20 protein-coding genes are annotated in these 24,594 nt (G+C 72.9%); 11 read left to right on the top strand and 9 right to left on the bottom strand.

Annotated features, from left to right (window positions below):
• Positions 1-32: 32 nt before the first annotated feature.
• The 3 genes from ABD126_RS25425 to ABD126_RS25415 form a co-directional block, all read right to left on the bottom strand.
• Entirely contained in the window at positions 33-404 is a 372-nt protein-coding gene (locus ABD126_RS25425) for a hypothetical protein (RefSeq protein ID WP_343936427.1), read from the bottom strand.
• A gap of 168 nt (positions 405-572) precedes the next feature.
• Entirely contained in the window at positions 573-1,076 is a 504-nt protein-coding gene (gene msrA / locus ABD126_RS25420) for a peptide-methionine (S)-S-oxide reductase MsrA (protein WP_343936426.1), read from the bottom strand.
• 118 nt (positions 1,077-1,194) lie between these two features.
• Positions 1,195-2,577, bottom strand: coding sequence for an aminotransferase-like domain-containing protein (locus tag ABD126_RS25415; protein ID WP_343936425.1), 1,383 nt, complete (start codon positions 2,575-2,577; stop codon positions 1,195-1,197).
• Positions 2,578-2,657: 80 nt separating this feature from the next.
• Between ABD126_RS25415 and ABD126_RS25410 the strand changes: the two genes are divergently transcribed.
• On the top strand, positions 2,658-3,815 hold the full coding sequence (locus ABD126_RS25410; RefSeq protein ID WP_343936424.1) for a trans-sulfuration enzyme family protein: 1,158 nt from the start codon (positions 2,658-2,660) through the stop codon (positions 3,813-3,815).
• A 54-nt stretch (positions 3,816-3,869) separates the two neighbouring features.
• Here the strand turns inward: ABD126_RS25410 and ABD126_RS25405 are convergent, their stop codons facing one another.
• On the bottom strand, positions 3,870-4,712 hold the full coding sequence (locus ABD126_RS25405; protein ID WP_343936423.1) for an alpha/beta fold hydrolase: 843 nt from the start codon (positions 4,710-4,712) through the stop codon (positions 3,870-3,872).
• 121 nt (positions 4,713-4,833) lie between these two features.
• Here ABD126_RS25405 and ABD126_RS25400 point away from each other — a divergent pair, with 121 nt between their 5' ends.
• A complete protein-coding gene (locus ABD126_RS25400; RefSeq protein ID WP_343936422.1) occupies positions 4,834-5,391 on the top strand; it encodes a TetR/AcrR family transcriptional regulator in 558 nt (185 codons plus the stop codon).
• On the opposite strand, the gene ABD126_RS25395 is transcribed toward ABD126_RS25400, so the two are convergent.
• Entirely contained in the window at positions 5,388-6,134 is a 747-nt protein-coding gene (locus tag ABD126_RS25395; RefSeq protein WP_343936421.1) for a hypothetical protein, read from the bottom strand. The two genes, ABD126_RS25400 and ABD126_RS25395, sit on opposite strands and share 4 nt — an antisense overlap.
• A gap of 183 nt (positions 6,135-6,317) precedes the next feature.
• On the opposite strand from ABD126_RS25395, the gene ABD126_RS25390 reads away from it, so the two are divergent.
• Positions 6,318-6,617: a DUF1905 domain-containing protein gene (locus tag ABD126_RS25390; RefSeq protein ID WP_343936420.1), complete on the top strand. Its 300-nt coding sequence runs from the start codon at positions 6,318-6,320 to the stop codon at positions 6,615-6,617.
• Here ABD126_RS25390 and ABD126_RS25385 read toward each other — a convergent pair.
• Together ABD126_RS25385 and bla are read right to left on the bottom strand one after the other, a co-directional pair.
• Complete coding sequence (locus ABD126_RS25385) at positions 6,614-7,186, bottom strand: D-alanyl-D-alanine carboxypeptidase family protein (protein ID WP_343936419.1); 573 nt, start codon at positions 7,184-7,186, stop codon at positions 6,614-6,616. The genes ABD126_RS25390 and ABD126_RS25385 overlap by 4 nt on opposite strands.
• Positions 7,183-8,130 carry a class A beta-lactamase gene (gene bla / locus ABD126_RS25380; protein WP_343936417.1) on the bottom strand — a complete coding sequence of 316 codons (948 nt, stop codon included), beginning with the start codon at positions 8,128-8,130 and terminating at the stop codon, positions 7,183-7,185. Before bla ends, ABD126_RS25385 begins: the two co-directional genes overlap by 4 nt.
• 82 nt (positions 8,131-8,212) lie before the next feature.
• On the opposite strand from bla, the gene ABD126_RS25375 reads away from it, so the two are divergent.
• From ABD126_RS25375 to ABD126_RS25350, 6 genes are all read left to right on the top strand, one after another.
• Entirely contained in the window at positions 8,213-9,079 is an 867-nt protein-coding gene (locus ABD126_RS25375) for a LysR family transcriptional regulator (RefSeq protein WP_343936416.1), read from the top strand.
• Positions 9,076-9,975 carry a serine hydrolase gene (locus tag ABD126_RS25370; protein WP_343936414.1) on the top strand — a complete coding sequence of 300 codons (900 nt, stop codon included), beginning with the start codon at positions 9,076-9,078 and terminating at the stop codon, positions 9,973-9,975. The genes ABD126_RS25375 and ABD126_RS25370 overlap by 4 nt, the downstream gene beginning before the upstream one ends.
• 29 nt (positions 9,976-10,004) lie before the next feature.
• Positions 10,005-10,526, top strand: coding sequence for a phosphatase PAP2 family protein (locus tag ABD126_RS25365; protein WP_343936413.1), 522 nt, complete (start codon positions 10,005-10,007; stop codon positions 10,524-10,526).
• Positions 10,527-10,769: 243 nt separating this feature from the next.
• On the top strand, positions 10,770-11,138 hold the full coding sequence (locus ABD126_RS25360; RefSeq protein ID WP_343936412.1) for a hypothetical protein: 369 nt from the start codon (positions 10,770-10,772) through the stop codon (positions 11,136-11,138).
• A gap of 386 nt (positions 11,139-11,524) precedes the next feature.
• Complete coding sequence (locus ABD126_RS25355; protein ID WP_343936474.1) at positions 11,525-16,069, top strand: HAMP domain-containing protein; 4,545 nt, start codon at positions 11,525-11,527, stop codon at positions 16,067-16,069.
• Entirely contained in the window at positions 16,066-18,348 is a 2,283-nt protein-coding gene (locus ABD126_RS25350) for a SpoIIE family protein phosphatase (RefSeq protein ID WP_343936410.1), read from the top strand. Before ABD126_RS25355 ends, ABD126_RS25350 begins: the two co-directional genes overlap by 4 nt.
• 70 nt (positions 18,349-18,418) lie before the next feature.
• On the opposite strand, the gene ABD126_RS25345 is transcribed toward ABD126_RS25350, so the two are convergent.
• On the bottom strand, positions 18,419-19,174 hold the full coding sequence (locus ABD126_RS25345) for a class I SAM-dependent methyltransferase (protein WP_343936408.1): 756 nt from the start codon (positions 19,172-19,174) through the stop codon (positions 18,419-18,421).
• 10 nt (positions 19,175-19,184) lie between these two features.
• Entirely contained in the window at positions 19,185-21,431 is a 2,247-nt protein-coding gene (locus tag ABD126_RS25340; protein WP_343936406.1) for an ATP-binding protein, read from the bottom strand.
• 147 nt (positions 21,432-21,578) lie between these two features.
• On the opposite strand from ABD126_RS25340, the gene ABD126_RS25335 reads away from it, so the two are divergent.
• On the top strand, positions 21,579-22,535 hold the full coding sequence (locus tag ABD126_RS25335; protein WP_343936404.1) for an alpha/beta hydrolase: 957 nt from the start codon (positions 21,579-21,581) through the stop codon (positions 22,533-22,535).
• On the top strand, positions 22,535-24,046 hold the full coding sequence (locus ABD126_RS25330; RefSeq protein ID WP_486374853.1) for a PLL family lectin: 1,512 nt from the start codon (positions 22,535-22,537) through the stop codon (positions 24,044-24,046). The genes ABD126_RS25335 and ABD126_RS25330 overlap by 1 nt, the downstream gene beginning before the upstream one ends.
• Positions 24,047-24,594 lie beyond the last annotated feature (548 nt).

Genomic DNA, 24,594 nt, shown 5'->3' with positions numbered 1-24,594 from the left:
GGGCTCCCGGACGCCCCACCACCCGCCGGGCCTCAGCCCACGACCACCTGCGTGACCGACGGTCCGGGCAGCGTCACGGCGACCGCGCCGCCCACCACGGGCCGCGACCCGAGGTCGGCCGGCTTGGCGTAGCTGACCGTGCCGCCGTCCTTCTGGTGCACCCGCGCCGAGGTGCCGGCTCCGACGCTGATCACCGCGTCCTGGATGCCGATCGCCCCGGCCCGCGCCGGCACGACCTCGGCGATGATCGCCCGGACCGCCTGGACGTCGGTGGTCCACTGCACGGTGTCGGCGAGCAGTTGGCTGTCGCACACGGCCTTCTCGCCCGCGCCGTACTTGTGGAAGTCCACGAAGTCCTCGCGCGTGCCGCTGACGGCGAGGAAGTCCCGGAGTGGTTGAAGCAACGGTCGCCGAGCAGGCCGAGGCCCGCCCGGACCACGACGTGGCCGCGGGCGACGGGCGCGGGGTCCGGGCGGGGGCCGTCGGCGGGCCTGCCCTCGTGGGCGTGCACGCTCGACACGTGCAGCGCCACCACCTCGACCGGCGTGCTCACCGCTGCTCGACCGGCGTGCTCACCGCTCGCCGAGCTGCCAGTCCGGGCGGACGTAGTGGCAGGTGTACCCGTTCGGGTAGCGCTCCAGGTAGTCCTGGTGCTCGGGCTCGGCCTCCCAGAAGTCGCCGAGCTGGGCGACCTCGGTGACGACCTCGCCGGGCCACTTCCCGGAGGCGTCGACGTCGGCGATGGTCGCCTCGGCCACCCGCTTCTGCTCGTCGCCGTCGTAGAAGATCGCCGAGCGGTAGCTGGTGCCGATGTCGTTGCCCTGGCGGTTGCGGGTCGTCGGGTCGTGGATCTGGAAGAAGAACTCCAGGATCTGCCGGTAGCTCAGCTGCGCGGGGTCGTAGACGATCTCGATCGCCTCGGCGTGCGTGCCGTGGTCGCGGTAGGTGGCGTTGGGGACGTCCCCGCCGGTGTAGCCCACCCGGGTGGACACGACGCCGGGGTGGCGGCGGAACAGGTCTTGCATGCCCCAGAAGCACCCGCCCGCGAGGACCGCCTTCTCGGTGACAGTGGCCATGTGGTCGCTCCGCTCCTCGAATCCGATACCTGTCCAAGTGAACGCTCTCACGTCCCGGACCCATCCCGACACCGCTGTGATCTCACCCGCGCGGGTGCGCCGCCACCGCTGCCGCCGATCACACGGCGATGGTCGGCACCACCGGCGGACCCGCCGGCTCGGTCGCGAAGCGCCGCCACGCCGCCGCCAACCCGGTCACCGCCCGCGTGATCACCTCCGGCTGCGCGACGAACGGCAGGCGCAGCCGGTCCGTGCTCCCACCGGACGGGTCCAGCGCGCCGCCCGGCAGCACCGCCACCCCGTGCCGCAGGGCGACCTGCGCGTAAGCGGCGGCATCCGCGCCCGGCAACCGCACCCACAGCGTCTGCCCGCCCGTCGCCGCTGTGAACTCCCACTCCGGCAGCTCCGAGCGCAGCAACCCGCACAGGTGATCATGGCTCGCCCGCAGGAACGCCACCCGCTCACCCCGCACGGCCTCGAAATCACGCATCAACTCGACCGCCGCGAGCTGCTCCACCACCGCACTGCCCAGGTCGTGCACAGCCTTGAACCGCGCCAACCGCGCCACCACCGCCGACGGGGCCCGCACCCACCCCACCCGCATCCCGCCCCACACGATCTTGCTCAACGACCCCACCGTGATCACCGACGGCACCGCCGGGGGAGCGGGCGCACTGAAATCCAGGTGCGCCAGAGCATCGTCGAACACCAACGGCACCTCACCGGCGACCCGCACCAACCGCCGCCGCTCCAACGGGCTCAGTGACGACCCGGTCGGGTTGTGGCACGTCGGCACCGCGTACACCAACGCCGGACGCACCCCGGCCAGCGCATCGGCCAACCCACCGGGCGGCGCGTGCCGGAGCGCGGCGGCGGCCTCGCGGAACAGGTCCAGGGCACCGGGGTACGTCGGCGCCTCCACCAGCACCTCGTCGCCCGGCGCGACCAACGCTCGGGTGATCAACGCCAGCGCCTGCTGACCGCCGGTGGTCACCAGCACCTCATCGGGTGACGTGGGTGTACCCGATGCGGTGTAGTGCGCGGCCAGGGTCGCTCGCAGTGCCGGCAGGCCCAGCGGGTGGTAACCCATGTCGTCGGTCAGGCGGGACAGCGCTCGCCGGTGCGCCTCGACGACCGACGCCGGCGGGCTCAACGGCCCGGCGCACGCGAACTGGAGGACGCCGTCGGGCGGCTCCAACAGGTTCAGGAACATCGGGTTCGCCGTCTCCGCCCGCGCGGGCGACGGACCGGCCTGCGGCACCCACGTCCCGCTGCCGCGCCGCCGGACCAGCCGGCCCTCCTGGCGCAACAGGTCGTACGCGGCCACGACCGTGGTGCGCCCGACCGCCAGCCCGGCGGCCAGCACCCGGTCCGGCGGGAGCAGCGTGCCGCCGGGCACCCGCCCCTCGTCGATCAGCTCGCGCAACCTCGACGCCAGCAACAGGTACAGCGACCCGCGCCCGGCGGACCACCGTCCGAGCGCACCGACCAGCTCGTCCACCGGTATTGGCCTCACAATCAAACCAATTTATCCGAATTGGCTCTCGGCACGAACCAATCGTGCACCCCAAGATCGAGCCCATGCGCCCAGACACCCGACTCGTCCACCCGGCCGTCCCCGACCTGACCGGCAGCCGCCCGCTGGCCGTGCCGCTGCACCAGACCTCCGGCTTCGCGTTCAGCGACCCGGACACCTTCGCCGACGCGATGAACCGCCCGGACGGGGCCTTCGTCTACACCCGCCTGGGCAACCCGACCGTCCGCACCCTGGAGAACGCCCTCGCCGACCTGGAAGGCGGCGCCGCCGCACTGGCCACGTCCTCCGGCATGGGCGCGATCAACGCGGTCCTGCTCGCCACCCTCTCCGCCGGCGACCACGTCATCGCCCAACGCTCCCTCTACGGCGGCACCCACGCCCTCCTGCACGACCTGGCGGCGCGTTGGGGCATCGAGCTGACCTTCGTCGGCGGGCACGACCCCGCCGAGGTCCGCGCCGCGCTGCGCCCCACGACCCGGGTGCTCTACCTGGAGACGATCTCCAACCCGACCGGCCACGTCAGCGACCTGGCGGCGGTGTCGGCGGCGTCCGGCGACGCGCTGGTGGTCGTGGACAACACCTTCGCCACGCCGCTGCTGTGCCGGCCGATCGAGCACGGCGCGGACGTCGTCGTGCACTCGACCACGAAGTACCTGGGCGGCCACAGCGACGTCACCGGCGGCGTGGCGGTGTTCGCCGACGCCGAGCGCCACCGCCACGTCTGGCAGCACGGCATCGAGCTGGGCGTGACCCCGGACCCGTTCGCGGCCTGGCTCACCCTCCGCGGCCTGCGCACCCTGGCGCTGCGGATGCGCCGGCACGAGGAGAACGCCGCGGTCCTGGCCCACCGCCTGGTCGGGCACCCGTCCGTGCGGGCCGTCCACTGGCCGGGCCTGCCCACCCACCCCAGCCACGACGTGGCGGCCAAGCTGCTGGACGGGTTCGGCAGCGCGTTCTCGTTCGACCTGGCCGACGCGGACGCGGGCCGGCGGTTCGTCAAGGCGCTCGACCTGGTGCACCTGGCCCCGTCGCTGGGCGGCACGGAGACGTTGGTGCTGCACCCGGCCAGCACGTCGCACCGCCAGCTCACCGAGGAGGAGCTGAACGCGGCCGGCATCTCCGGCGGGACGATCCGGCTCTCGGTCGGCATCGAGGACCCCGACGACCTGTGGGACGACATCGCCCGGGCCCTCACCGCGTAGGACGGCCCCGCGCTCCGCCCGGGGAGCACCCGTGCGGAGCGCGTGGGGGTCGGCTCAGCCGGCCAGGAACTCCACCAGGATCCGGGCGACCTCGTCGCCGTGGGTCCACAGGAAGCCGTGCGGCGCGCCCTCGATCTCGATGTACCGCGCGTTCGGCAGCCGCTTGGCGAACTCGCGGCCCGAGGCGTCGACCGGGAGGATGCGGTCGCCGGTGCCGTGGACGATCAGCGTCGGCACGCCGCTCTGCTCGATCTTCGGGATGTCGGCCCGGAAGTCGGTCAGCCAGGACTGCACCACGGCCCACGAGGCCTTCGCGCCCGCGCCGGCCGCGATCGCGTAGCTGGTGCGCACGGCCGCCTCGCTGATCCGCGTGCCCAGGTTCTCGTCGAGGTTGTAGAAGTCGGCGTAGAACTGGTCGAACCAGGCGTAGCGGTCGGACTTGGCGGCGGCCTCGATGCCCGCGAACACCGAGCCGTCCACCCCGGTCGGGTTGTCCTCGGTCTTGAGCAGGTAGGGCTCCAGCGACGCCAGGAACGCGGCCTTGGCCACCCGCGCCGAGCCGTGGCGGGCCAGGTAGCGGCCGACCTCGCCGGTGCCCATGGAGAAGCCGACCAGGACGACGTCGGTCAGGTCCAGCGCGGTCAGGACCCGGTGCAGGTCGTCGGCGAAGGTGTCGTAGTCGTAGCCGGTGCTGGGCTGGCTGGACTGGCCGAAGCCGCGGCGGTCGTAGGTGATCACGCGGTGGCCTGCCTCCAGCAGCGCCTGTTCCTGCTTCTCCCAGGACGCGCCCGACAGCGGGTAGCCGTGGATCAGCACGACCGGCTGCCCGGCGCCGCGGTCGGTGTAGTGGAGGTTGATGTCGGCGGTGTTCTCCTGCCCGACCTTGATGTACGGCATGTCCGGTTCCTTCCCTCGGGGCTTGCTCGGTGACGTGGTCGAAGTTATTACCGAACGATCGGTAAAGCAATGTGGCCAAGCCGACCTTGCGTCTTGACCGTTCGTTCGGTAAACAGGTGGTATGGCGCGTCCACCGTCGGTGCAGGACGACGAGTTGTACGACCGGCTCGCGGAGGTGTTCCGCACGACCGGCTACGAAGGCGCGTCCCTGGGCGCGCTCGCCGAGTCCACCGGGCTCAAGCGCGCGTCGCTCTACCACCGGTTCCCCGACGGCAAGGCGCAGATGGCCGAAGCCGTGATGGGGCGGGTCGAGCGGCTGTTCCAGGACTTGCTGGAACCGATGCGCACCGACCCCGACCCGCGCACGGGCGTCATGCGCACGGCGGAGCGGATCAGCGCGTTCTACGGTGGCGGGCTGCTGTCGTGCGTGCTGGACACCCTGCCGCTCAGCGGCGCGCCCGAGGGCGTGCGGCGGCGGGCGGCGCAGGTGGCCGAGGTGTGGATCTCCGCGATGGCCGACGTGGCGCGCCGGGGCGGCCGGTCACCCGAGGACGCCCGCGCGGCGGCCGAGGACGCCTTCGCCTGGGCGGAGGGCGGCCTGGTCTACGGGCGCCTGTTCGACGACGGCGCCCCGTTCCGCCGCGCCCTGGCCCGGTTGCCCGAACTGCTGCTGGGCTAACGGACCCGCGCGAACGCGGCGGTCAGGCCCTTCTTGATCTCGTCGGCCACCTTGTCCGGCAGGTCCGGCGGGTCGTTCTGGCTGCTCACGACGTCCACCGACACGGAGATCACGGTCCGCCCGACGCGGTAGGTGTGGCGGCTGAACGAGCCGTTCGCCGGTCGCGGCCCGTCGCCGGTGTCGGCGTGCAGTTGGTAGCGCACGTACCCCTCGTAGCCGTTCTCCCCGAGGCCCGGACCGGTGGTCTCGGCGGTCTTCACCGACAACCGCTGGTCGCCGGCGTCCTTCTGCTCCTTCTCCAGCGCCGCGCGGCGGCACTCGACGTACGCGCCGGACTTGCGCGTCTCGACCCACTCCTTCGCCCCGGTCTCGTCGGGGAACACCGCGGAGGCCGAGGAGACGTACCACTTCGCGTCGCCGCGTTGCAGCTGCGGGCCGACGTGCCGGGCGGACAGCGGCAGCTTGGCGTACTGCGTGTCGTGACCGCAGTCGCCTTCGGTCACCGCCTCGGCCGCCGTCTCGGGCCGGAAGACCGCCCACGGCCCGCCCAGGTCGTTCGGGGTGAGCACGGCGGCCTGGGCCAGGGTGGTGGTCGCGGGGTCGGCGGTGGGGGCCGCGGACGTCGTGGGCCGCGGCGGGTCGCCGGTGACGGACGGGGCGGTGCTCTCCTCGCCGCCGCCGCACCCGGCCAGCGCGAGCGCCGACACCACGGCCACGGCCCGTGCCCAGCGTGAGGCGTCCACCGGTCACCCGCTTCCCGATGCATCGTCCAGCTTGGACAGTCACCGTAAACGCTGCCGGCGCGCCCCGCCCGTCGGTGGGAACGCCCGTCGGTGGGAACGCCCGTCGGTGGGAACGCCCGTCGGTGGGAACGCCCGTCGGTGGGCACGCCCGGAATTGTCGGTGCCCCGTGCGATCCTCGCGGTGTGGTCATCGACTTCGACGCCGAACTGTGGATCTGGGACGCCCGCCGCGACGACAGCTGGGTGTTCGTGAGCCTGCCCGCCGAGTCCTCCGAGGACGTCCGCGAGCTGGTCGGCGGCGCGCGCCGCGGGTTCGGGTCGGTGCGCGTGCGGGTCACGGTGGGCGGCACGTCGTGGTCCACGTCGATCTTCCCGGACAGCGCCCGGGGGTGTTACGTGCTGCCGGTCAAGCGGGCGGTGCGCGAGGCGGAGTCGTTGGAGGTGGGCGACGTGGCGGCGGTGACCGTGGAACTGCTCGACTAGCCGGTCGCGCTGGGCAGCAGCGGCGGGCAGCCGGTCGTCGCGTAGGCCGGGTCGTGCTCGAAGTGCCAGTACTCGTTGTCGTAGCGCCGGCACCAGCCCAGCGTGGCCGCGTTGCGCTCGACCCACAGGGCCGACGAGTGCGGCTGGATGTCCACCGCGCGCCCCTTGACGTGCTGGGACCGCTCCGGCGGCAGGACGTACTTCGCGGCCAGCTCCTCCGTGCCGAACTTGCGCACGGCGTCCTCGAACTCCGCCCGCTGCTGGGCGTTGCTGCGCTTGCCGTCGTTCAGGCACAGCCGGACGTTCTGGGTGGCCGCCGCCGCGGTCAGCCGGTGCCACGCGGCCAGGACGTCCGGGTGCAGGCCCTCGGGGTTCTCGTCGACGTACCGGTTGTCCAGGTCGCACACCGGGCCCGTCGGCGGGCCCGGCACCTCTTCGAGGATCGCCAGCGGACGTCCCGGCTGCGGGTCGTAGACCGGCAACCGGTGGTCGAGGCCGAGGTAGACCACCGCGCCGGTGGCGAGCAGGAGGGCGACGACCAGGGTCAGGACGGTGGTGCGCAAGGTCATGTCAGGGTTTCCGCCACGTAGGCCGCGGCCTGGGCCAAGAGGGCTTCGTCGTAGTTCGCGTCGGGCTCGGACTTGTCGGACATGATCGCGATGACCAGCGGCTTCGCGTCGGGCGGCCAGGCGAGGGCGATGTCGTTCACCGTGCCGCGGTCGCCGGTGCCGGTCTTGTCGGCCGCCCGCCAGCCCGGGGGCAGTCCGGCGCGGACGCGGCGGGCGCCGGTGGTGCTGCGTTCGAGGAGGTCGCGGAGGAAGTCCCGCCGCTCCGGCGGCAGGGCCTCGCCCAGGACGACTTCGCGGTAGGTGGTCCCGATCGCTCGGGGCGAGGTCGTGTCGCGCGGGTCGCCCGGGATCGCGCTGGTGAGGTCCGGTTCCCACCGGTCCATGCGGGTGACCGTGTCGCCGAGCGCGCGGACGAACTGCGTGAACCCCGCCGGGCCGCCCACCTCGCGCAGGAGGAGGTTGCCGGCGGTGCCGTCGCTGTGGCGGACGGCCGCGTCGCACAGGTCGCGCAGGGTCATGCCGGTGGCGACGTGCTGCCTGGTGATGGTGGAGCTCCTCATCAGGTCCGTTTCCGAATAGGTCACCAGCGTGTCCAGGCGGGACAGCGGGTGGCGGTGCAGGACGGCCGCCGCGGCCAGGCCCTTGAACGTCGAGCAGAACGCGAAGCGCTCGTCGGCGCGGTGGGCGATGGTCGCGCCGGAACCGGTGTCCACTGCGTAGACGCCCAGGCGCGCCGCGAAGTTGCTTTCCAACTCGTACAAACGCGAGTGGTGCTCGACTGCCGGCGTGGTGGTGGGCGGGGCAGTCGTCGCGATCTGGGCAATCGTCGTGGTCTGGGTGGCCGGCGGAGCGGGCGGCGGGGTCGTGCAGGCGGCCAGGGGCAGGAGGGCCGCGCCGAGCAGCGTGCGGCGGGTCAGTCGGGCGGGCACCGTACGTCCGGTCACGACAGCCAGGGTTCCAGCGCCCGGCTATGCCGTCCAAGACGGGATCGAGCCGATTGATGCCGATCCGGCATATAGTGAGCGTGTGGACGTGGTCGCGGCGTGCAAGGCGTTCGTCTCCGTCAGCGGGTGCGGGAGCTTCACGGCCGGGGCCGCCGCCGCGCGCATCCCGCAGTCGGTGGCCAGCCGGCGGATCGCGGCGCTGGAGAAGCACTTCGGCGCGCGGCTGCTCACGCGGTCCTCGCGCAGCGTCTCGCTCACCCCGTTCGGGCGGGAGCTGCTGCCCTCCGCGCGGCGGCTGGTGGAGCTGGCCGAGGCGTTGGAGCACGACGCCGAGCAGGCCCGGCGGCGGCCGTTCCGGCTGGCGGTGCCGCTGGTCAGCGCCGCGCGGCCGTTGGCCCGGCTGGTCGCCGACGCCCGCCGTCACGACCTGACGCTGGACCCGCACCCCGCGCCGCCGGCCCGGCGCGCCGAACTCGCCCGGACGCTGGAGGTGCGGGCCGCGCTGGTCGCGGTGCCGCCGGACGACGGCGTGTGGCGGGTGCCGCTCGGGCTCGCCGGCCGCGACGACCCGGGACCGGCCACCGCCGTCTACGTCGAGACGCTGCGCGCCGGTCGCGCCGACCGGGGTCCGCGCCGCCGGATCTGGGTCGAGGCGGAGGACGACGTGCCGCACGTCCGCGACCGGATCACCCGCCTCGGCGCCGCCGTCGGGCTGCGACCCGCCCAGGTGGTCGTCACGTCCTCGCTGGTCGCGGCCACCGCCGAGGTCCTGGCCTCCGCCGACCTCCTGCTGTGCTCGCCCGCCCAGGCCGACGACCTCGGGCTGCACTGGCGCCCGATCGGCGAGGTGCGGGTCGCGCGCGGCTACGACGTGACGGCCCGGTCCCGCGACGACGCGAACCGCGTCCGCGCGCTCCCGCTGGTCGGCCCGTGCCTGGGGGCGTCGTGACCACCGCCGTGCTGCGCGACCTGCGGGCGGCGCTGGAGGACGGCGGCCTGCGCGGCTCGTTCCTGGTCCGCGACCTGGACACCGGCGACGAGCTGGGCATCGACCCCGAGGTGGAGTTCCCGGTGGCGTCGCTGGTCAAGGTGCCGCTGGCGGTGGCCACGCTGGAACGCGTCGCGCGCGGCGAACTCGACCCGGCCACGCCCGTGGTCCTCGCGCCCGGCCGCAGCGCGATCCCCGGGCCGACCGGCGTGAGCAGGTTCCGCCACCCGGCCACCATCGCGCTGGAGGACCTGCTCTACCTGAGCACGTCCATCAGCGACAGCGTCGCCGCCGACGCCCTGTTCGCCCTCACCCCGCCCGCGGCCGTCACCGCCGAGCTGCGCCGGCTTGGCTACGACGGCATCGCGGTCCGCCACCTGATGCAGGACCTGGTCGAGACGCCGGCCGAGCGGTTCGCGCCCGCCGAGGTCCACCTGGCGCACTCGCTGGCGATCACGGCCGCCACCGAGGGACGCGGCCACCCCGTGCCGCAGTTGGACATCAGCCGGGCCAACGCCGGGTCGGCACGCGCGTTCGTGGACCTGTTGCAGGGCCTGTGGCGGCCCACGACCATCACGCCGGCGGTCGCGGCCCGGGTGCGGGAGCTGATGCGGGACAACGTGCTGCGGCACCGGCTGGCCCCGGACTTCATGTCCGACGCGAGCCGGTGGGCGTCCAAGACCGGAACGGTGCTCAACATGCGGCACGAGGTCGGGGTGGTCGAGCACGCCGACGGCCAGACCTACGCGGTGGCGGCGTTGACGGAGTCGCGGGTGCCGGCCGTCGTGCAGCCGGGCGCCGAGGCGTTGATGGCGCAGGTGGCGCGGACGCTGCGGGACCGGTTGCGGATGTGTTGAGAGTCGCCGTGACCGGGTAAGACGGTGAGATGCCGACACGTGATCCCCTGGCCGAGGTGGCCGAGCTCGACCGGGAGTCGCTGCGCGACAGCTACGCCATGCCGACCTCCCGGCCGCCCGCGTGGGTGGTGGCGGCGAGCCTGGTGGCGCGGGGCGGAGCGGTGTGGGTGCCGGTCGCGGCGGTCCTCGCCGGGGTGGGGGAGCGGCGGGCGGCGGTGCGCGGCCTGGTGGCGGCCGGCGTGGCGCTGCCGCTGGGGCACCTGCTGAGCCGGGCGGTGTTCCGGCGGCGACCGCCCGCGTCCCGGCTGCCGGCGCGGCGGGCGTTGCCGGAGCGGCCCGACTCGTCGTCGTTCCCGTCCAAGCACGCGATGACGGCGGCGGCGTTCGGCACGGCGGTGGGCGCGGAGAGCCCGCGGGCGGGGGCGGCCGTCGCGCCGCTGGTCGCGGTGATCGCCTACAGCCGCGTGCGCACCCGCGTGCACTGGCCGTCGGACGTGGTCGGCGGGCTGGTGCTGGGCGCGGCCGTGGCCTGGGCGGTCCGCCGGCGCTGACGGGTTCCCGACCGTCGCCCCGGCCCGCCAACCGGACCCCGGTCACGCCCGAACGGTGGGTGAGACCGGTATTCCCCTGGACGTGGCCTGAAGCACACCGCTAAACGTCACCCTCCGTCACACCAACGCCTGTTACGCACAGTCACCGAGGGACGGCTTTACACAATGGGGTAACTGCGCGGCGTGTCGATGCGCCGGTGTCCATCATGGGAACGCAAGTCCCTTACAGATGGAGGTTTTTCAATGCGTACTCTCCACCGCCTGATCGCCGCGGGCGCCCTGGCCGCGCCCATGCTGGTCGCCGGCGCGGGCCTGGCTTTCGCTGACGCTGCGTACGGTCAGCAGACCGCTGTCGCGGGCCCCGGCGGCGCGTGGGCGCACACCGTGGTCGCCTTCGCCGACGACCACGGCAACACGTACTTCCACGAGCACGCCGCGGCGGCGGGTCCGCACGGCGCGGGTTCGTTCAGTACCACTTCGTGGACCCACGACGGCCATCACGGCGGTGGCCACCACGACGGGTCGAGCGCGGGCTACCACAACGAAGAGGCCTACGCGAGTGACCACGGCGCCTACCACCAGGAGACCTTCTCCTACGCCGACAGCGATTGACCGCAGGCGGCGATGATCCGCGGATAGGCAGGCAAGCACTGGGAAGTACCGGAAAACCGGTTGATGCGGTCCGTCCGCGGCGATCCCCCGAGCCGGGGTCGCGGCGGACGGACCGTTCGCCTTCGCGCCGGCAGGTCCACTGTGGACGGTGTCTTGCCGTGGGCGGTGTCTGGCGGACCGCGGCGGCGGCCACCGGACGGAGGTGCCGTAGAGTCTCCCCCGAAGTGGATGTTCAACAGCGCAGCATCCCGTGTGACCGGCTTCGCGACGGTCGGCCGCCGTGCGGCGGGAGGATGCGCTGACGACCCACGTCCACGCTCCCCACCCCACCCCGACCGCCCCGCGAGCCGTGTTCCCACCGGCCTGCGGACGGAGCGAGGGTGGAGATGACAGACGCGGCTGCGGGATCAGTGCGCGCTGCCCGGGGCAGGGGCCAAGGCGGCGACGGCGCCCGGGGCGGTGGCGACCAGGTGGAGCTGCGCCAACTCCTGGCGGGCCTGACCGCCGTGCGCGACGGCGACTTCCGGACCCGGCTGCCGGAGGAGGCCGACGGCCTGCTCGGCGAGATCGCGACCGTCTTCAACGGCATGGTCGACCAGCTCTCGCTGTTCACCTCGGAGGTCACCCGCGTGGCCCGCGAGGTCGGCACCGACGGCGTCCTGGGCGGCCAGGCGCAGGTCCCGGGCGTGTCGGGCACGTGGGCCGACCTCACCGACTCCGTCAACGCCATGGCGGGCAACCTCACCAGCCAGGTCCGCGACATCGCGCAGGTCGCCACGGCGGTCGCGCGCGGCGACCTGTCGCAGAAGATCGACGTGGACGCGCGCGGCGAGATCCTGGAGCTGAAGGAGACCGTCAACACGATGGTCGACCAGCTCTCCAGCTTCGCCGACGAGGTGACCCGCGTGGCCCGCGAGGTCGGCAGCGAGGGCCGGCTGGGCGGTCAGGCGCAGGTCCCGGGCGTCGCCGGCACCTGGCGTGACCTCACCGACTCGGTGAACTTCATGGCGGGCAACCTCACCGACCAGGTCCGCGACATCGCGCAGGTCGCGACGGCGGTGGCCCGCGGTGATCTCAGCCAGAAGATCACTGTGAACGCCCGGGGCGAGATCCTCGAACTGAAGAACACCATCAACACCATGGTCGACCAGCTGTCCGCGTTCGCCGACGAGGTCACCCGCGTGGCCCGCGAAGTGGGCACCGAAGGCGCGCTGGGCGGGCAGGCGGACGTCAAGGGCGTCTCGGGCACCTGGCGCGACCTCACCGACTCGGTGAACTTCATGGCGGGCAACCTCACCGCGCAGGTCCGCTCCATCGCTCAGGTCTCCAGCGCCGTCGCGCGCGGCGACCTCTCCCAGAAGATCACGGTCAACGCGCGGGGCGAGATCCTCGAACTGAAGAACACCATCAACACGATGGTGGACCAGCTGTCCGCGTTCGCCGACGAGGTCACCAGGGTGGCCCGCGAGGTCGGCACCGAAGGGCGGCTGGGCGGCCAGGCCGACGTCAAGGGCGTCTCCGGCACCTGGAAGGACCTCACCGAGTCGGTCAACGTCATGGCCGACAACCTCACCGCGCAGGTCCGCAGCATCGCCCAGGTCACCACGGCCGTCGCGCGCGGCGACCTGTCCCAGAAGATCCGCGTGGACGCCCGCGGCGAGATCCTGGAGCTGAAGGAGACCATCAACACGATGGTCGACCAGCTCTCGGCGTTCGCCGACGAGGTCACCCGCGTCTCCCGCGAGGTCGGCACCGAGGGCAACCTGGGCGGCCAGGCCACCGTGCGGGGCGTGTCGGGCACCTGGAAGGACCTGACCGACAACGTCAACGTCATGGCCTCCAACCTGACCGGCCAGGTGCGCTCGATCGCCCAGGTCGCGACGGCGGTGGCCCGCGGCGACCTGAGCCAGAAGATCACCGTCGAGGCCAAGGGCGAGGTCGCCGCGCTGGCCGGCGTGATCAACACGATGGTCGACACGCTCTCCGCGTTCGCCGACGAGGTCACCCGCGTGGCCCGCGAGGTCGGCACGGAGGGCATCCTCGGTGGTCAGGCGCGCGTGCCGAACGTGGCGGGCACGTGGAAGGACCTGACCGACAACGTCAACTTCATGGCGAACAACCTGACCAACCAGGTCCGCAACATCGCCCAGGTCACCACCGCCGTCGCGCAGGGCGACCTGACCCGCAAGATCGACGTGGACGCGCGCGGCGAGATCCTGGAGCTCAAGACCACCATCAACACCATGGTCGACCAGCTCTCCGCGTTCGCCGCGGAGGTCACCCGCGTGGCCCGCGAGGTGGGCAGCGAGGGCCGGCTGGGCGGCCAGGCCGAGGTCGAGGGCGTCTCGGGCACCTGGAAGCGGCTCACCGAGAACGTCAACGAGCTGGCCGGCAACCTCACCCGCCAGGTGCGCGCGATCGCCGAGGTCACCAGCGCGGTCGCCGAGGGCGACCTGACCCGGTCCATCACGGTCGAGGCCTCCGGCGAGGTCGCCGAGCTCAAGGACAATATCAACTCGATGGTGGAGTCGCTGCGCGAGACCACCCGGGCCAACCGCGACCAGGACTGGCTCAAGACCAACCTGGCCCGCATCTCCAGCCTCATGCAGGGCCGCCGGGACCTGGAGGTCGTCGCCGAGCTGGTGATGGACGAGCTGACCCCGCTCGTCTCGGCCCAGTACGGCGCGTTCTACCTGGCCGACGACACCACCGACACGGCCGAGCTGCGGCTGATCGGCTCCTACGGCGGCCCCGACGAGCCGGGCCGCCCGTCCCGGTTCACCTTCGGCCAGTCCCTGGTCGGCCAGGCCGCCCGCAGCCGCCGCCCGATCACCGTGGACGACGTCCCCGGCGACTACCTGACCATCACCTCCGGTCTCGGCCAGACCTCGCCGGTGAACATCCTGGTGCTGCCGATCGTGGTGGAGGACCAGGTGCTGGGCGTGATCGAGCTGGCCTCGGTGCACCGGTTCACCCGCATCCACCGCGACTTCCTCGACCAGCTCATGGAGACCGTCGGGGTCAACGTCAACACCATCATCGCCAACTCCCGCACCGACGAGCTGCTCACCGAGTCCCAGCGCCTGGCCGAGGAGCTCCAGGCCCGCTCGGAGGAACTCCAGGCGCGGCAGGAGGAGTTGCAGGCCTCCAACGCCGAGCTGGAGGACAAGGCCGCGCTGCTGGCCAGCCAGAACCGCGACATCGAGGCCAAGAACCTGGAGATCGAGCTGGCCAGCCAGGAGCTGGAGGCCCGCGCCCAGCAGCTCGCGCTGGCCTCGAAGTACAAGTCGGAGTTCCTGGCCAACATGAGCCACGAGCTGCGCACCCCGCTCAACAGCCTGCTCATCCTGGCCCAGCTGCTGGCCCAGAACCCGACCCGCAACCTCACCCCCAAGCAGGTCGAGTACGCGGGCATCATCCACTCGGCGGGCTCGGACCTGCTCCAACTGATCAACGACATCCTCGACCTGTCCAAGGTGGAGGCGGGCAAGATGGACGTCAGCCCGGAGCGGGTGCCGCTGCGCCGGCTGCTGGACTACGTCGAGGTCACCTTCCGCCCGATGACCACGCAGAAGAGCCTCGGGTTCCGGGTCACCACCGCGCCGGGCGTCCCGGCCGACCTGCTCACCGACGACTCGCGGCTGCGCCAGGTGCTGCGCAACCTGCTGTCCAACGCGGTGAAGTTCACCGAGACCGGCAGCGTCGAGCTGCGCATCGAACCGGCCGCCCCGGACGAGCCGCCCACGACCGTGCGCCGGCACGGCGCGGCCCTGGCGTTCCGGGTGATCGACACCGGCATCGGCATCGCCGAGCAGCAACTGGAGTCGATCTTCGGCGCGTTCCAGCAGGCCGACGGCACCACCAGCCGCAAGTACGGCGGCACCGGCCTGGGCCTGTCGATCAGCCGCGAGATCGCCTACCTGCTCGGCGGCGCGATCACCGCCGAGAGCACCCCGGGCCAGGGCAGCACGTTCACCCTGTACCTGCCGGTGGCGCGGCCGGACTTCGCCGAGACCGCGACCACCCAGCACACCGACACCGCGCCCCAGGACGTCGAGCCCGCGCCGTCGCCGCAGACCCACCAGCGGCGGCTGCTCGTGGTCGAGGAACGGCCGCAGGGCCTGCTGTCGCTGGTGGCCGGCAGCGCCGTCGCCGACCTCACCGACAGCCACGACCAGCGCGGCCCGGTGCAGGTGGTGACCGCGATCGGCGCGGAGGAGGCCGCCGCCGCGCTGGCCGCCGAGGCGTTCCACTGCGTGGTGCTGGAGCTGGACATGCCCGGCGGGGCCGCGCTGCGGCTGCTGGAGACCATGGACGGCGACGCGGCCCTGCGCACCGTGCCGGTGCTGGCGCACAACAACCGGCGGCTGGACCCGCAGCAGGAACGGGCGTTGCAGTCCCGCACCGGCCCGCAGCCGCTGGAGCTGCTGTCCAGCCTGGACGAACTGCGTGAGCGGATCGCCCTGCACCTGAGCGCGGAGGCGCCCGGCGACGTGCTGCCGCTGGTGCGCCGCGAGGACCCGACCACCCCCGAGCCCCGGCCGGTGGACGGCAGCCTGGCCGGCCGGACCGTGCTCATCGTGGACGACGACGCCCGCAACCTGTTCGCGCTGAGCAGCATCCTGGAGCTGCACGGCGTGCACGTGCTGCACGCCGAGAACGGCCGCGAGGGCATCGACACCCTCCAGGGCCACCCGGAGATCGACCTGGTGCTGATGGACGTGATGATGCCCGAGATGGACGGCTACGCGGCCACGGCGGCGATCCGGGACATGCCCGACCACGCCGACCTGCCGATCATCGCGGTCACCGCCAAGGCGATGCTGGGCGACCGGGAGAAGAGCCTGGCGTCGGGCGCGAACGACTACGTCACCAAGCCGGTCGACGCCGACGCCCTGGTGGCCTCCGTCAAGCGCTGGCTGGGCGCGTGAGCGCGACACCGGTCAGCCGCCTGGCCGCGACCGTCGAGCGGCTGCGGCGGGAGATCCAGGAGGCCAACGCCGCCGCCGACGGCCGCGCCCTGATCGAGCTGGCCAAGGGCGTGCTGGTGGAACGGCTGCGCTGCGGTCCCGCGCACGCCGCCCGCCAGTTGGAGACGCTGGCCGAGCAGGCGTCGGTGACCCCGCTGGAGCTGGCGGCCGACCTGGTCAACCAGGCCGCGCAGGACCGGGTCACCGAGGCGGTCGGCGAGTTCCTGGTGCGGGCGAGCGACGAGCTGTCGGCGGCGGTGCGGCTGCGCACCGCCGAGAGCGCGGTCCTGTCCGGCGGCGACACGCAACGGGTCGCCGAGTCGGTGCTGGCGCACGCGGCGCGGCCGTTGGGCGCGACGGCAGTGGCGATCTGGTCGGCGGCCACCGACTCCTCGCTCACCCTCGCCGGGTTCGCGGGCATCACCCCCGGCGAGGCGAGCCGGTGGCGGTACGTGCCGCCGGGCGTGGCCACCCCGGCGCGGCGGGCGCTGATCGAGCGCGAACCGGTGTGGATCGAGGACCTCGCCGCGGCCGGCCTGCCGTCGGTGGGGCCGTCCGGCGGGCGGGCCGTGCTGCCCACGGTGACCGGCGGCCGGCTGCTGGGCGTGCTGGAGGTGTGCTGGCCGCGTCCGCTGGAGCCGCAGCCCCAGCCCGTACACCGGCAGTTGGACGCGCTGGCCGAGCTGTGCGGGCACGCGCTGGACGCCGACGCCGCCGCGGCCACCACCCCGGACGTGTCGGAGCTGGAGGCGTTGGCCGACGGGCTGTTCGACTCGGCCCTGGTGCTCCGGCCGCACCTGGACGACACGGGCGCGCTGGCGGACTTCCGCATCGCGCACCTCAACCCGGCGTTCGTCGACCTGACCGGCCGGCCGCGCGGCCTGGTGTCCGGGGCGCTGCTGCTGGAGGCCTACCCGATGGCCGGCGCCGGGCAGCTGTTCGACAAGGTCGAGCACGTCTACGCCACCGGCGAGTCGTTCCGCACCGAGCGGATGACCTTCACCGAGATGGTCGACCAGGTCCCGCTGACCGTGGTGGCCGCGATCAGCATCACCCGCCACGGCGACGCGGTGCTGGTGGTGTGGCGGGTGGAGGACGAGGTCGCGCGGCTGGCGACGCTGTTGCAGCACGCCCAGCGGCTGGGCCGGGTCGGCGGGTTCGAGGAGAACACCGCGCTGGGCGAGATCACCTGGAGCAGCCAGCTCTACTCGCTGTGGGGCCTGGAACCGGCGGCCGACCCGGTGCCGCTGGCGCAGCTGACCGCCCACGCCCACGAGGACGACGTGCCCGCCATCGACCGGTTCCTGCGGACCGTCCTGCGCTACCGGCGGGCCGGGTCGGCGGCGTTCCGGCTGCTGCGGCCCGACGGCGTGGCCCGGCACATCCGGGTGGTGGCCGAACCCGTGCTGGACCCGAGCGGGCACCTGCTGGCGGTGCGCGGGGCGTTCCAGGACATCTCGGCGCAGCACTGGACCGAGGTCGCCCTGTCGGCCACGCGGGACCGGCTGGCCGACACCGAGCAGCACGTTGCCGAGCAGCAACGGCTGACCGTGCAGCTGCAACACGCGATCATGCCGGCGGCGGAGCCGTCGATCGAGGCGTTCGGGCTGCGGATCGCGGTGCGCTACCGGCCCAGCGGCGGCGACCACGTGGTGGGCGGCGACTGGTACGACGCGGTGGTGCTGCCGTCCAAGCAGGTGCTGCTGTCGGTCGGCGACATCACCGGGCACGGCATCAAGGCCGCCACCGGGATGGTCGTGCTGCGCAACGCGTTGCGGGGCTTGGCGGCGACCGGCGCCGGGCCGGGGCAGATGCTGACCTGGCTGAACCTGGTGGCGCACCACCTGACCGACCACATCCTGGCGACGGCGGTGTGCGGGGTGTACGACCCGGAGACGCGGGTGCTGCGGTGGGCGCGGGCCGGCCACCCCGCGCCGGTGCTGGTGCGGGGCGGCAAGGCGACGGCGCTGCCGCTGCTGAGCGGTGTGCTGCTGGGCGCCCTGGCGGAGGGGACCTACGAGCAGGACGAGGTGCAGCTGGAGGTCGGGGACACCCTGCTGCTCTACACCGACGGGTTGATCGAACGGCGGGACGTGCCGCTGGACGAGTGCCTGGAACGGCTGCTGGTGGTGTCGGCCCGCTTCGAGGGGACGCTGGAGGACCGGTTGGACGACCTGCTGGACGGCAGCGACTCCAACACCGACGACGACACGTGCGTGGTGGGCTTGCAGGTGACCTGAGCGCCCGCGGCCCGGGCCTGGTCCTCGACCGCCGGCGGACGCCGGCGGCGGGGCCTGGTGAGGCGGCGGGTCACGGGACGTCCTTGCGGCCGACGAGTTGGAAGAGCCGGGCGGTGTGCTTGTGGGGCTCCCGGTCGGTGAGGGCGAGTTCGAGGCGTTCCAGGTCGGCGTAGAAGGCCGGGTCGTGCTTGCGCTCGTCGTCGGCGATGTAGTCGCACACCGCGCGGATGCCGTAGTGCGCGAGGACCCGGCACCCGGAGACGCGCATGAGCCGGCTGAGGTCTTCGGCGGTGTAGAGGGTGATCGTCGTGTCGAACGTGGCCGTGTGCGCTTGATCGGTGTCCAGGGCGGCCAGGGCGGCGGCCGGGTCGAGTCGGCGCACGGCGGTGACCAGGGGAGCGGCGTGCCGGTTGATGGCCATGACCGACAGCAGGCCACCCGGCCGCAGCGCGTCCAGAGCCAGGGCGAGCGCGTCGTCGCGGTACTGGACGATGTTGTGGCACAGCACGACGTCGTAAGCCGTCTCGGGCAGGTCGGCGATGTCCGCCTCGACGCGGGTGATCGTGACCCCGGCGGCGGCGGCGCGTTCGGCGGCGGCGGCGAGCATCGCGGGGGAGTTGTCGAGCACTGTCACGTCGTGGCCCCGCACGGCCAGCCGCACCGCGTCGGACCCGTCCCCGCCGGCCAGGTCGAGCACCCGCAGCGGCGCGTCGCCGAGGTGGCGGGCCAGGTTGTGCTCGGCCAGCGCGTACCGCAACCGTCCCCACGGACTGTCCTGCCACTGGCGCCACGCGGTCGTCGAGGTGTCGACGGTCTTCGCATCCACACCCCCGACCCTAGGGGCCGGCGGGCGGGGTTCGGCCGGCGAGGAGGTCCGCCACGCGGGCGGCCTCGGGCAGGTCGAGTTGGCGGTAGACGGCCAGGGCGTCCCGCCAGCGCTCGACCTCGCCGGTCACCGTGCCCAGGCCTTCCAGCGCCCGCGCCTCCTCGTACCGGTCGCCGACCTCGCGCGCCACCGCCAGGGCGTCGGCGTAGGTGCCGGCGGCCAGGTCGGTGCGGCCGGTGGCCGCGTGCGCCGCGCCCAGGTTGTTCAGCACCTCTGTTTCGATGCCCCGTGCGCCCATCTCCCGCGCCAGGTCCAAGGCCCGTGCGAACAACGCGAACGCCTGCTCGGGCCGGCCCGCCAGGTGGTGGACCTCCGCCAGGTTCCCCACCGCGCGGGCCATGCCGCCCTGGTCGCCCAGGTCGGTGAACGTCGCGAGGGCCTTCTCGTAGGCCCGCACCGCCGCCTCGTGGTCGCCCAGCCGGGCGTGGACGACGCCGATGTTGACCAGCAGCACCGCGCGGCCCTTGCGGAAGCCCTCGACCAGCGCCAGGGCCTGCCGGTAGTGGGCCAGGGCCTCGGGGTAGTGGCCCAGCCGCTCGTGGAGGTTGCCCAGGTTGTTCAACGCCCCCGCCTCGCCGTCGCGGTCGCCGACCTCGCGGCAGATCACCAGCGCCTGGCGGTGGTGCTCCATCGCCTCCCGGTGGCGGCCCAGGCGCAGGTAGGCGACGCCCAGGTGGTAGAGCGCCGCGCCTTCCGCGGCCCGGTCGCCGGCGTCGCGGGCCGCCGACCGGACGTGCTCCAGGACCACCAGCGCGTCGCTGTGCCGCCCGCCCTGGTCGAGGTGGCGTTGCAGTTCGGTGCCCAGGCGGGCGGCGGCGCCGGCGCGGACCAGGGTGAGCAGGGTGTCCCACTCGGCGTCCAGCCAGTCGCGGGCGGTGCGCACGGGCAGCTTCGGCGTGGTGCCCGCCGTCGGGTGCAGGACGTCCATGACCGCCGCCAGGGTGTCGGTGTAGTGGTCGAAGAACCGGTCCAGCGCGGTGTCCAGGCCCTCCACCGGCTGTTCGCGCGAGTACGCCCGGACCAGGTCGTGCATGCCGTACCGGCCCGCCGAGTGCTGCACCAGGTGCGCCCGGACCAGCACGTCCAGCCGTTTCGCGGCGTCCTTCACGGTCGTGTCCAGCAGCGCCGCGGCGGCCGGCGCGGCGATGGTGTGCGCGGGGTGCGCGCCGAGCAGGCGGAAGTCGCGGTCGGCCTGGGCGTCGAGGTGGCGCAGGGACCACGAGAACACCGTGCGGACGGCGGTGTCCGGGTCGCCGACGTCGAACCCGTCCAGCCCGGGGCCCAACCCGTCGGCGAGTTCCTCCAGCGACCGCCCGCCCTGGGCGCGGGCGGCCACGATCCGCAGCGCCAGCGGCAGCCCGCCGCAGCGCTCGGCCAGGCGCAACGCGGCCGGCGCGGACCGGTCCACGCGCGGCCCGACCTGGGCGCGCAGCAGCTCCACGCCGTCGTCGGGGCCGAACGGCCGCAGGTCCACGCGCAGCGCCCCCGGCCGGACCTGCAACCCGGCGAGGTCGGTGCGCGAGGTGATCACGGTGAACGCGGGCGGCCCGCCGGGCAGCAGCGGCCGGACCTGGTTGACGTCCAGGGCGTTGTCCAGCACCAGCAGCAGCCGCCTGCGGGCCAGGGCGCTGCGGAACCGGGCCGCCCGCTCGGCCGGGTCGTCGGGGATGTCCTCCACGCCCAGGCTGCGCAGCAGGCCCGCGAGCACCGCGCCCGGCTCGCGCGGCTCGCCCGGCGAGTAGCCGTGCAGGTCGGCGTACAGGCATCCGTCGGGGAACCGCGCCCGGTGCCCCCAGCGCACCGCCAACGCGGTCTTGCCCACCCCGGCCGGCCCGGCGACCACGACGATCGGGGGACCCTCGGCCAGCGCCCGGTCCAGCGCCGCCAGCTCCGCCGCGCGACCGGTGAACCCCGCCGGGTCGGCGGGCAGCTCGGCCGGCCGGTCCGGCCGGGCCGCCCCGCGCGGCCGGTGCAGGCGGTCGCGCTCGGTGGCCAGCCGCCGGTGCTCGTCGGCGGGCACCTCCAGCGCGGTGAGCAGGTCGTCCAGGGCCTGGCTGGACGGCAGGGTGGTGCCCGCGAGGTAGGCGTACAGGGTGCTCTGCGACACCGCGAGCCGCTTCGCCAGCGCCGCCACCTTCACCGGCCCGCGCGGCCCGCGCCGGGTCCAGTGCTTCAGCTCCCGGGCGAACGCGGCCACGTCGTCCGGGTTTCCAGAATTTCCGGCGTTCTCCAGCGAAGGACCTCCTGACACTCCGCACATGATGCGCTACCGGGCGCAGCGAGAGCTACCGGGTGGTAGGGGACCACTCACCTCTCGCGGCTCATCCCGGGGAGGAACCCGCACGTGAAACGCCTCAAAGTCATCCTGCTCACCTTCGTGCTGCTCGGCGGCCTGCTGGGTGGCGCCACGCCGGCGAGCGCCGCGCCGCAGTTCCACAACGGCCACGGCATCGAGGTCCGCAACGTCATGCAGACCACGCCGCGCACGTACGTGGTCAACATCCACACCAACTCCGTGGACACCCGCGCCCTCGCGTGGACCTACCACGACGTGATCATCACCCTGCCGAGCAACTACAACCCCAACGTCTCCTACCCGGTGCTGTACCTGTACCACGGGCGGGCGCAGAGCCCCGGCGCGTGGCACAACGAGGCCAACATCGAGGCCGTCACCCACGGGTACCCGATCATCACCGTCGCCGCCGAGGCCGGCTGGGCCGGGTGGGGCACCAACTGGGTCAACCAGTCCGCCGGCGTCCAGCAGTGGGACCGGTTCCACCTCGACGAGCTGATCCCGTGGGTGGACGACAACCTCAACACCATCCGCGCCCGCGAGGGCCGCGCGGTGGCCGGGTTCTCCATGGGCGGCTACACGGCGATCCGGCACGCCACCCACCGGCCGTGGCTGTTCCGCATGGCCATCGGCATGTCCGGCGGTTACAACCTGGAAGACCAGCGCATGCGCACCGCCGTCACCGCGCCCCTGCCGGAGAAGGGCCTGCCGCTGGACGGCCCGTTCGGCGCGCCGTGGGACGGGTCGTGGGGGTTCAACAACCCGTGGCACCGGGTCAGCGGGTTGAGCGGCGTGCACACCGTGCTGTACGCGGGCACGCGGCACGACGACCTGCTGGAGGCGCAGGCGCACCGGCTGACCTACGAGTTCCACCAGCACCTGTTGGCCAGCGGGATCGGCAACAGCTGGATGGTCGAGTACGACTGCGGCCACTGGATCGAGTGCGTGGCGCGCAACGGCATCGGCCGTGAGCTGCCGGTGATGATGGACGTCCTGTGGCACCCGTGATGAGACGAAGAACCGTCCTCGCGCTGCCCGCCGTCCTGGCCGCCGTGTCGAGCGGACTGCTCACGACCACCCCGGCCCGCGCCGACTCCGTGCGCGGCGGCCCCATCACCCGCAGCGAGGTGATCTGGCGGGCCCAGTACTGGGTCGACCACCAGCCCGGCCCCTACGACCAGCAGGGCTATGCGTGGGGTCCCGGCGGCGATTACCGGTACCGCCGGGACTGCTCGGGGTACGTGGCGATGGCGTGGCACCTGGACGCCAACCCGTGGACCGGGACGTTGCCCGACTACTCGCAGGAGATCCCACGCGCGGACCTGAGGGCGGGCGACATCCTCAACTCGCACTGGGACCACGTCCTGATCTTCCACGAGTGGACCGACGACCGGGGCGGCTTCGCCTACTACTCCTTCGGCTCCACCCCGGTCTCCCACCTGCGCGCGAACATCAACGACCGGTACCTCGACGGCCACCCCAACGGCGACTACAAGGCACTGCGGTACCGGAAGATCATCGAGGACTCGGCGATCCGTCCCCACCCGTACGGCAGTGGGCGGGTGGTGTCGGCGCGCTCGGCTGATGGACGGTTGGAGGCGTTCGCGGCCGGGGCGGACGGGGTGCACCACGCGTGGCAGACGGCCGTGAACGGCGGTTGGTCGGACTGGCGGTTCGTGGGCGGGCCCCGCGGCGCCCAGTTGGGGATCGCGGCCAACGGCGACGGCCGGTTGGAGCTGTTCGCGTTGTCGGACAGCACTTTTGACCACATGTGGCAGACCGGTCCCAGCGGGGAGTGGTCGGGTTGGTCGAACTTCGGCGGCGGTGGGTACCGGGTCGCGGTGGGCGCCAACGCCGACGGGCGGGTGGAGGTCTTCGCGTCCAACGCGAGTGGGGTGTTCCACCGGTGGCAGACGGGACCGGCTGACTGGTCGGCTTGGGAGGGATTGGGCGGACCTCCGTCGTCGCGATTGGCGATGGAGGCCGCTCCGGACGGACGGCTTGAGGTGTTCGCCCTGTCCGACAGCGTGTTCGAGCACGTCTACCAGAGCTCGCCGAACGGCGGCTGGTCGGCGTGGGAGGCGTTCGGCGGCGGCGGGCACGACCTGACGGTCAACCACAACACGGACGGGAGGCTGGAAGTCTTCGCCTCGGGCCCGGTGGGCGTGTTCCACCGATGGCAGACCAACGCCACGTCGTGGTCCGGCTGGGAGGGCGTCGGTGGACCGGCGAACTCGCAACTGACCAGTGCCCGAACGGTGGACGGGCGGGTCGAGGTGGTGGCGATCAACGCGGACGCCGCCGCGCACATGTGGCAGACCGGGCCCAACGCGCCTTATTCGGGGTGGGAGACGTTCGGTACCGGCGGGGCCGAGGTGGCGGCGGTGAACAACGCGGATGGGCGGATCGAGGTGTTCGGCACCAGCCATGCGGGCGTGTACCACAAGTGGCAGACGGGTTTCGCCACCTGGTCCGAATGGTCGTGGTTGAACGCTTCCGCCGGACCCCCGATCGCCTAGCCGCCCGCCGCTGGGCCGAGGCGCGTCGCGAGGTTCGCGCCGCAGGCGCGCTTTTGTTGGGCTCTTGAGCCCAAGGAAGGGCCTCGGTTCGTTCCCCGTACGGCCTGGGCGCAGCCCAACCGCGCTTCGCTGTTCTTGGCAACCACGCTTCACCGGTTGCCAAGAGCAGCGAAGGGTGGTTGCCTCCGGCAGGCCGTACGGGGAACGAACCGACGCCCTTCCACCCCCGGGGGCCTGCCCGCCGGCGAGGCGCTTTTAATCTTTCAAGCGCTCCGCGCGTCCCAATGCGCGGAGCGCTCCCAAGCGCGAAGCGCGCTCGGCTTGAGAGCGTCAGCGTCACTCTTAAAGATTAAAAGAGCCTCGCCGGCGGGCAGGCCGCCAAAGATGACACAAAAGCAAAAGAAAGAGCGGGGGCTTCTTGCTTGTGCCATCTCCATATGGCCTGGCGGAGCCTACCACACTTTCCCGGGGTCGGTCGAAAAACTTTTGCTCGTTCCTCGCAAAACTTTTTGGCCCAACCCCGGGAAAGCGCGGTAGCCCTTCGGGCA

Origin of the sequence: Saccharothrix mutabilis subsp. mutabilis, assembly GCF_039521145.1 — a bacterium.
Classification (GTDB): domain Bacteria; phylum Actinomycetota; class Actinomycetes; order Mycobacteriales; family Pseudonocardiaceae; genus Actinosynnema; species Actinosynnema mutabilis.
This window is presented reverse-complemented; position numbering and strand designations above follow the sequence as displayed.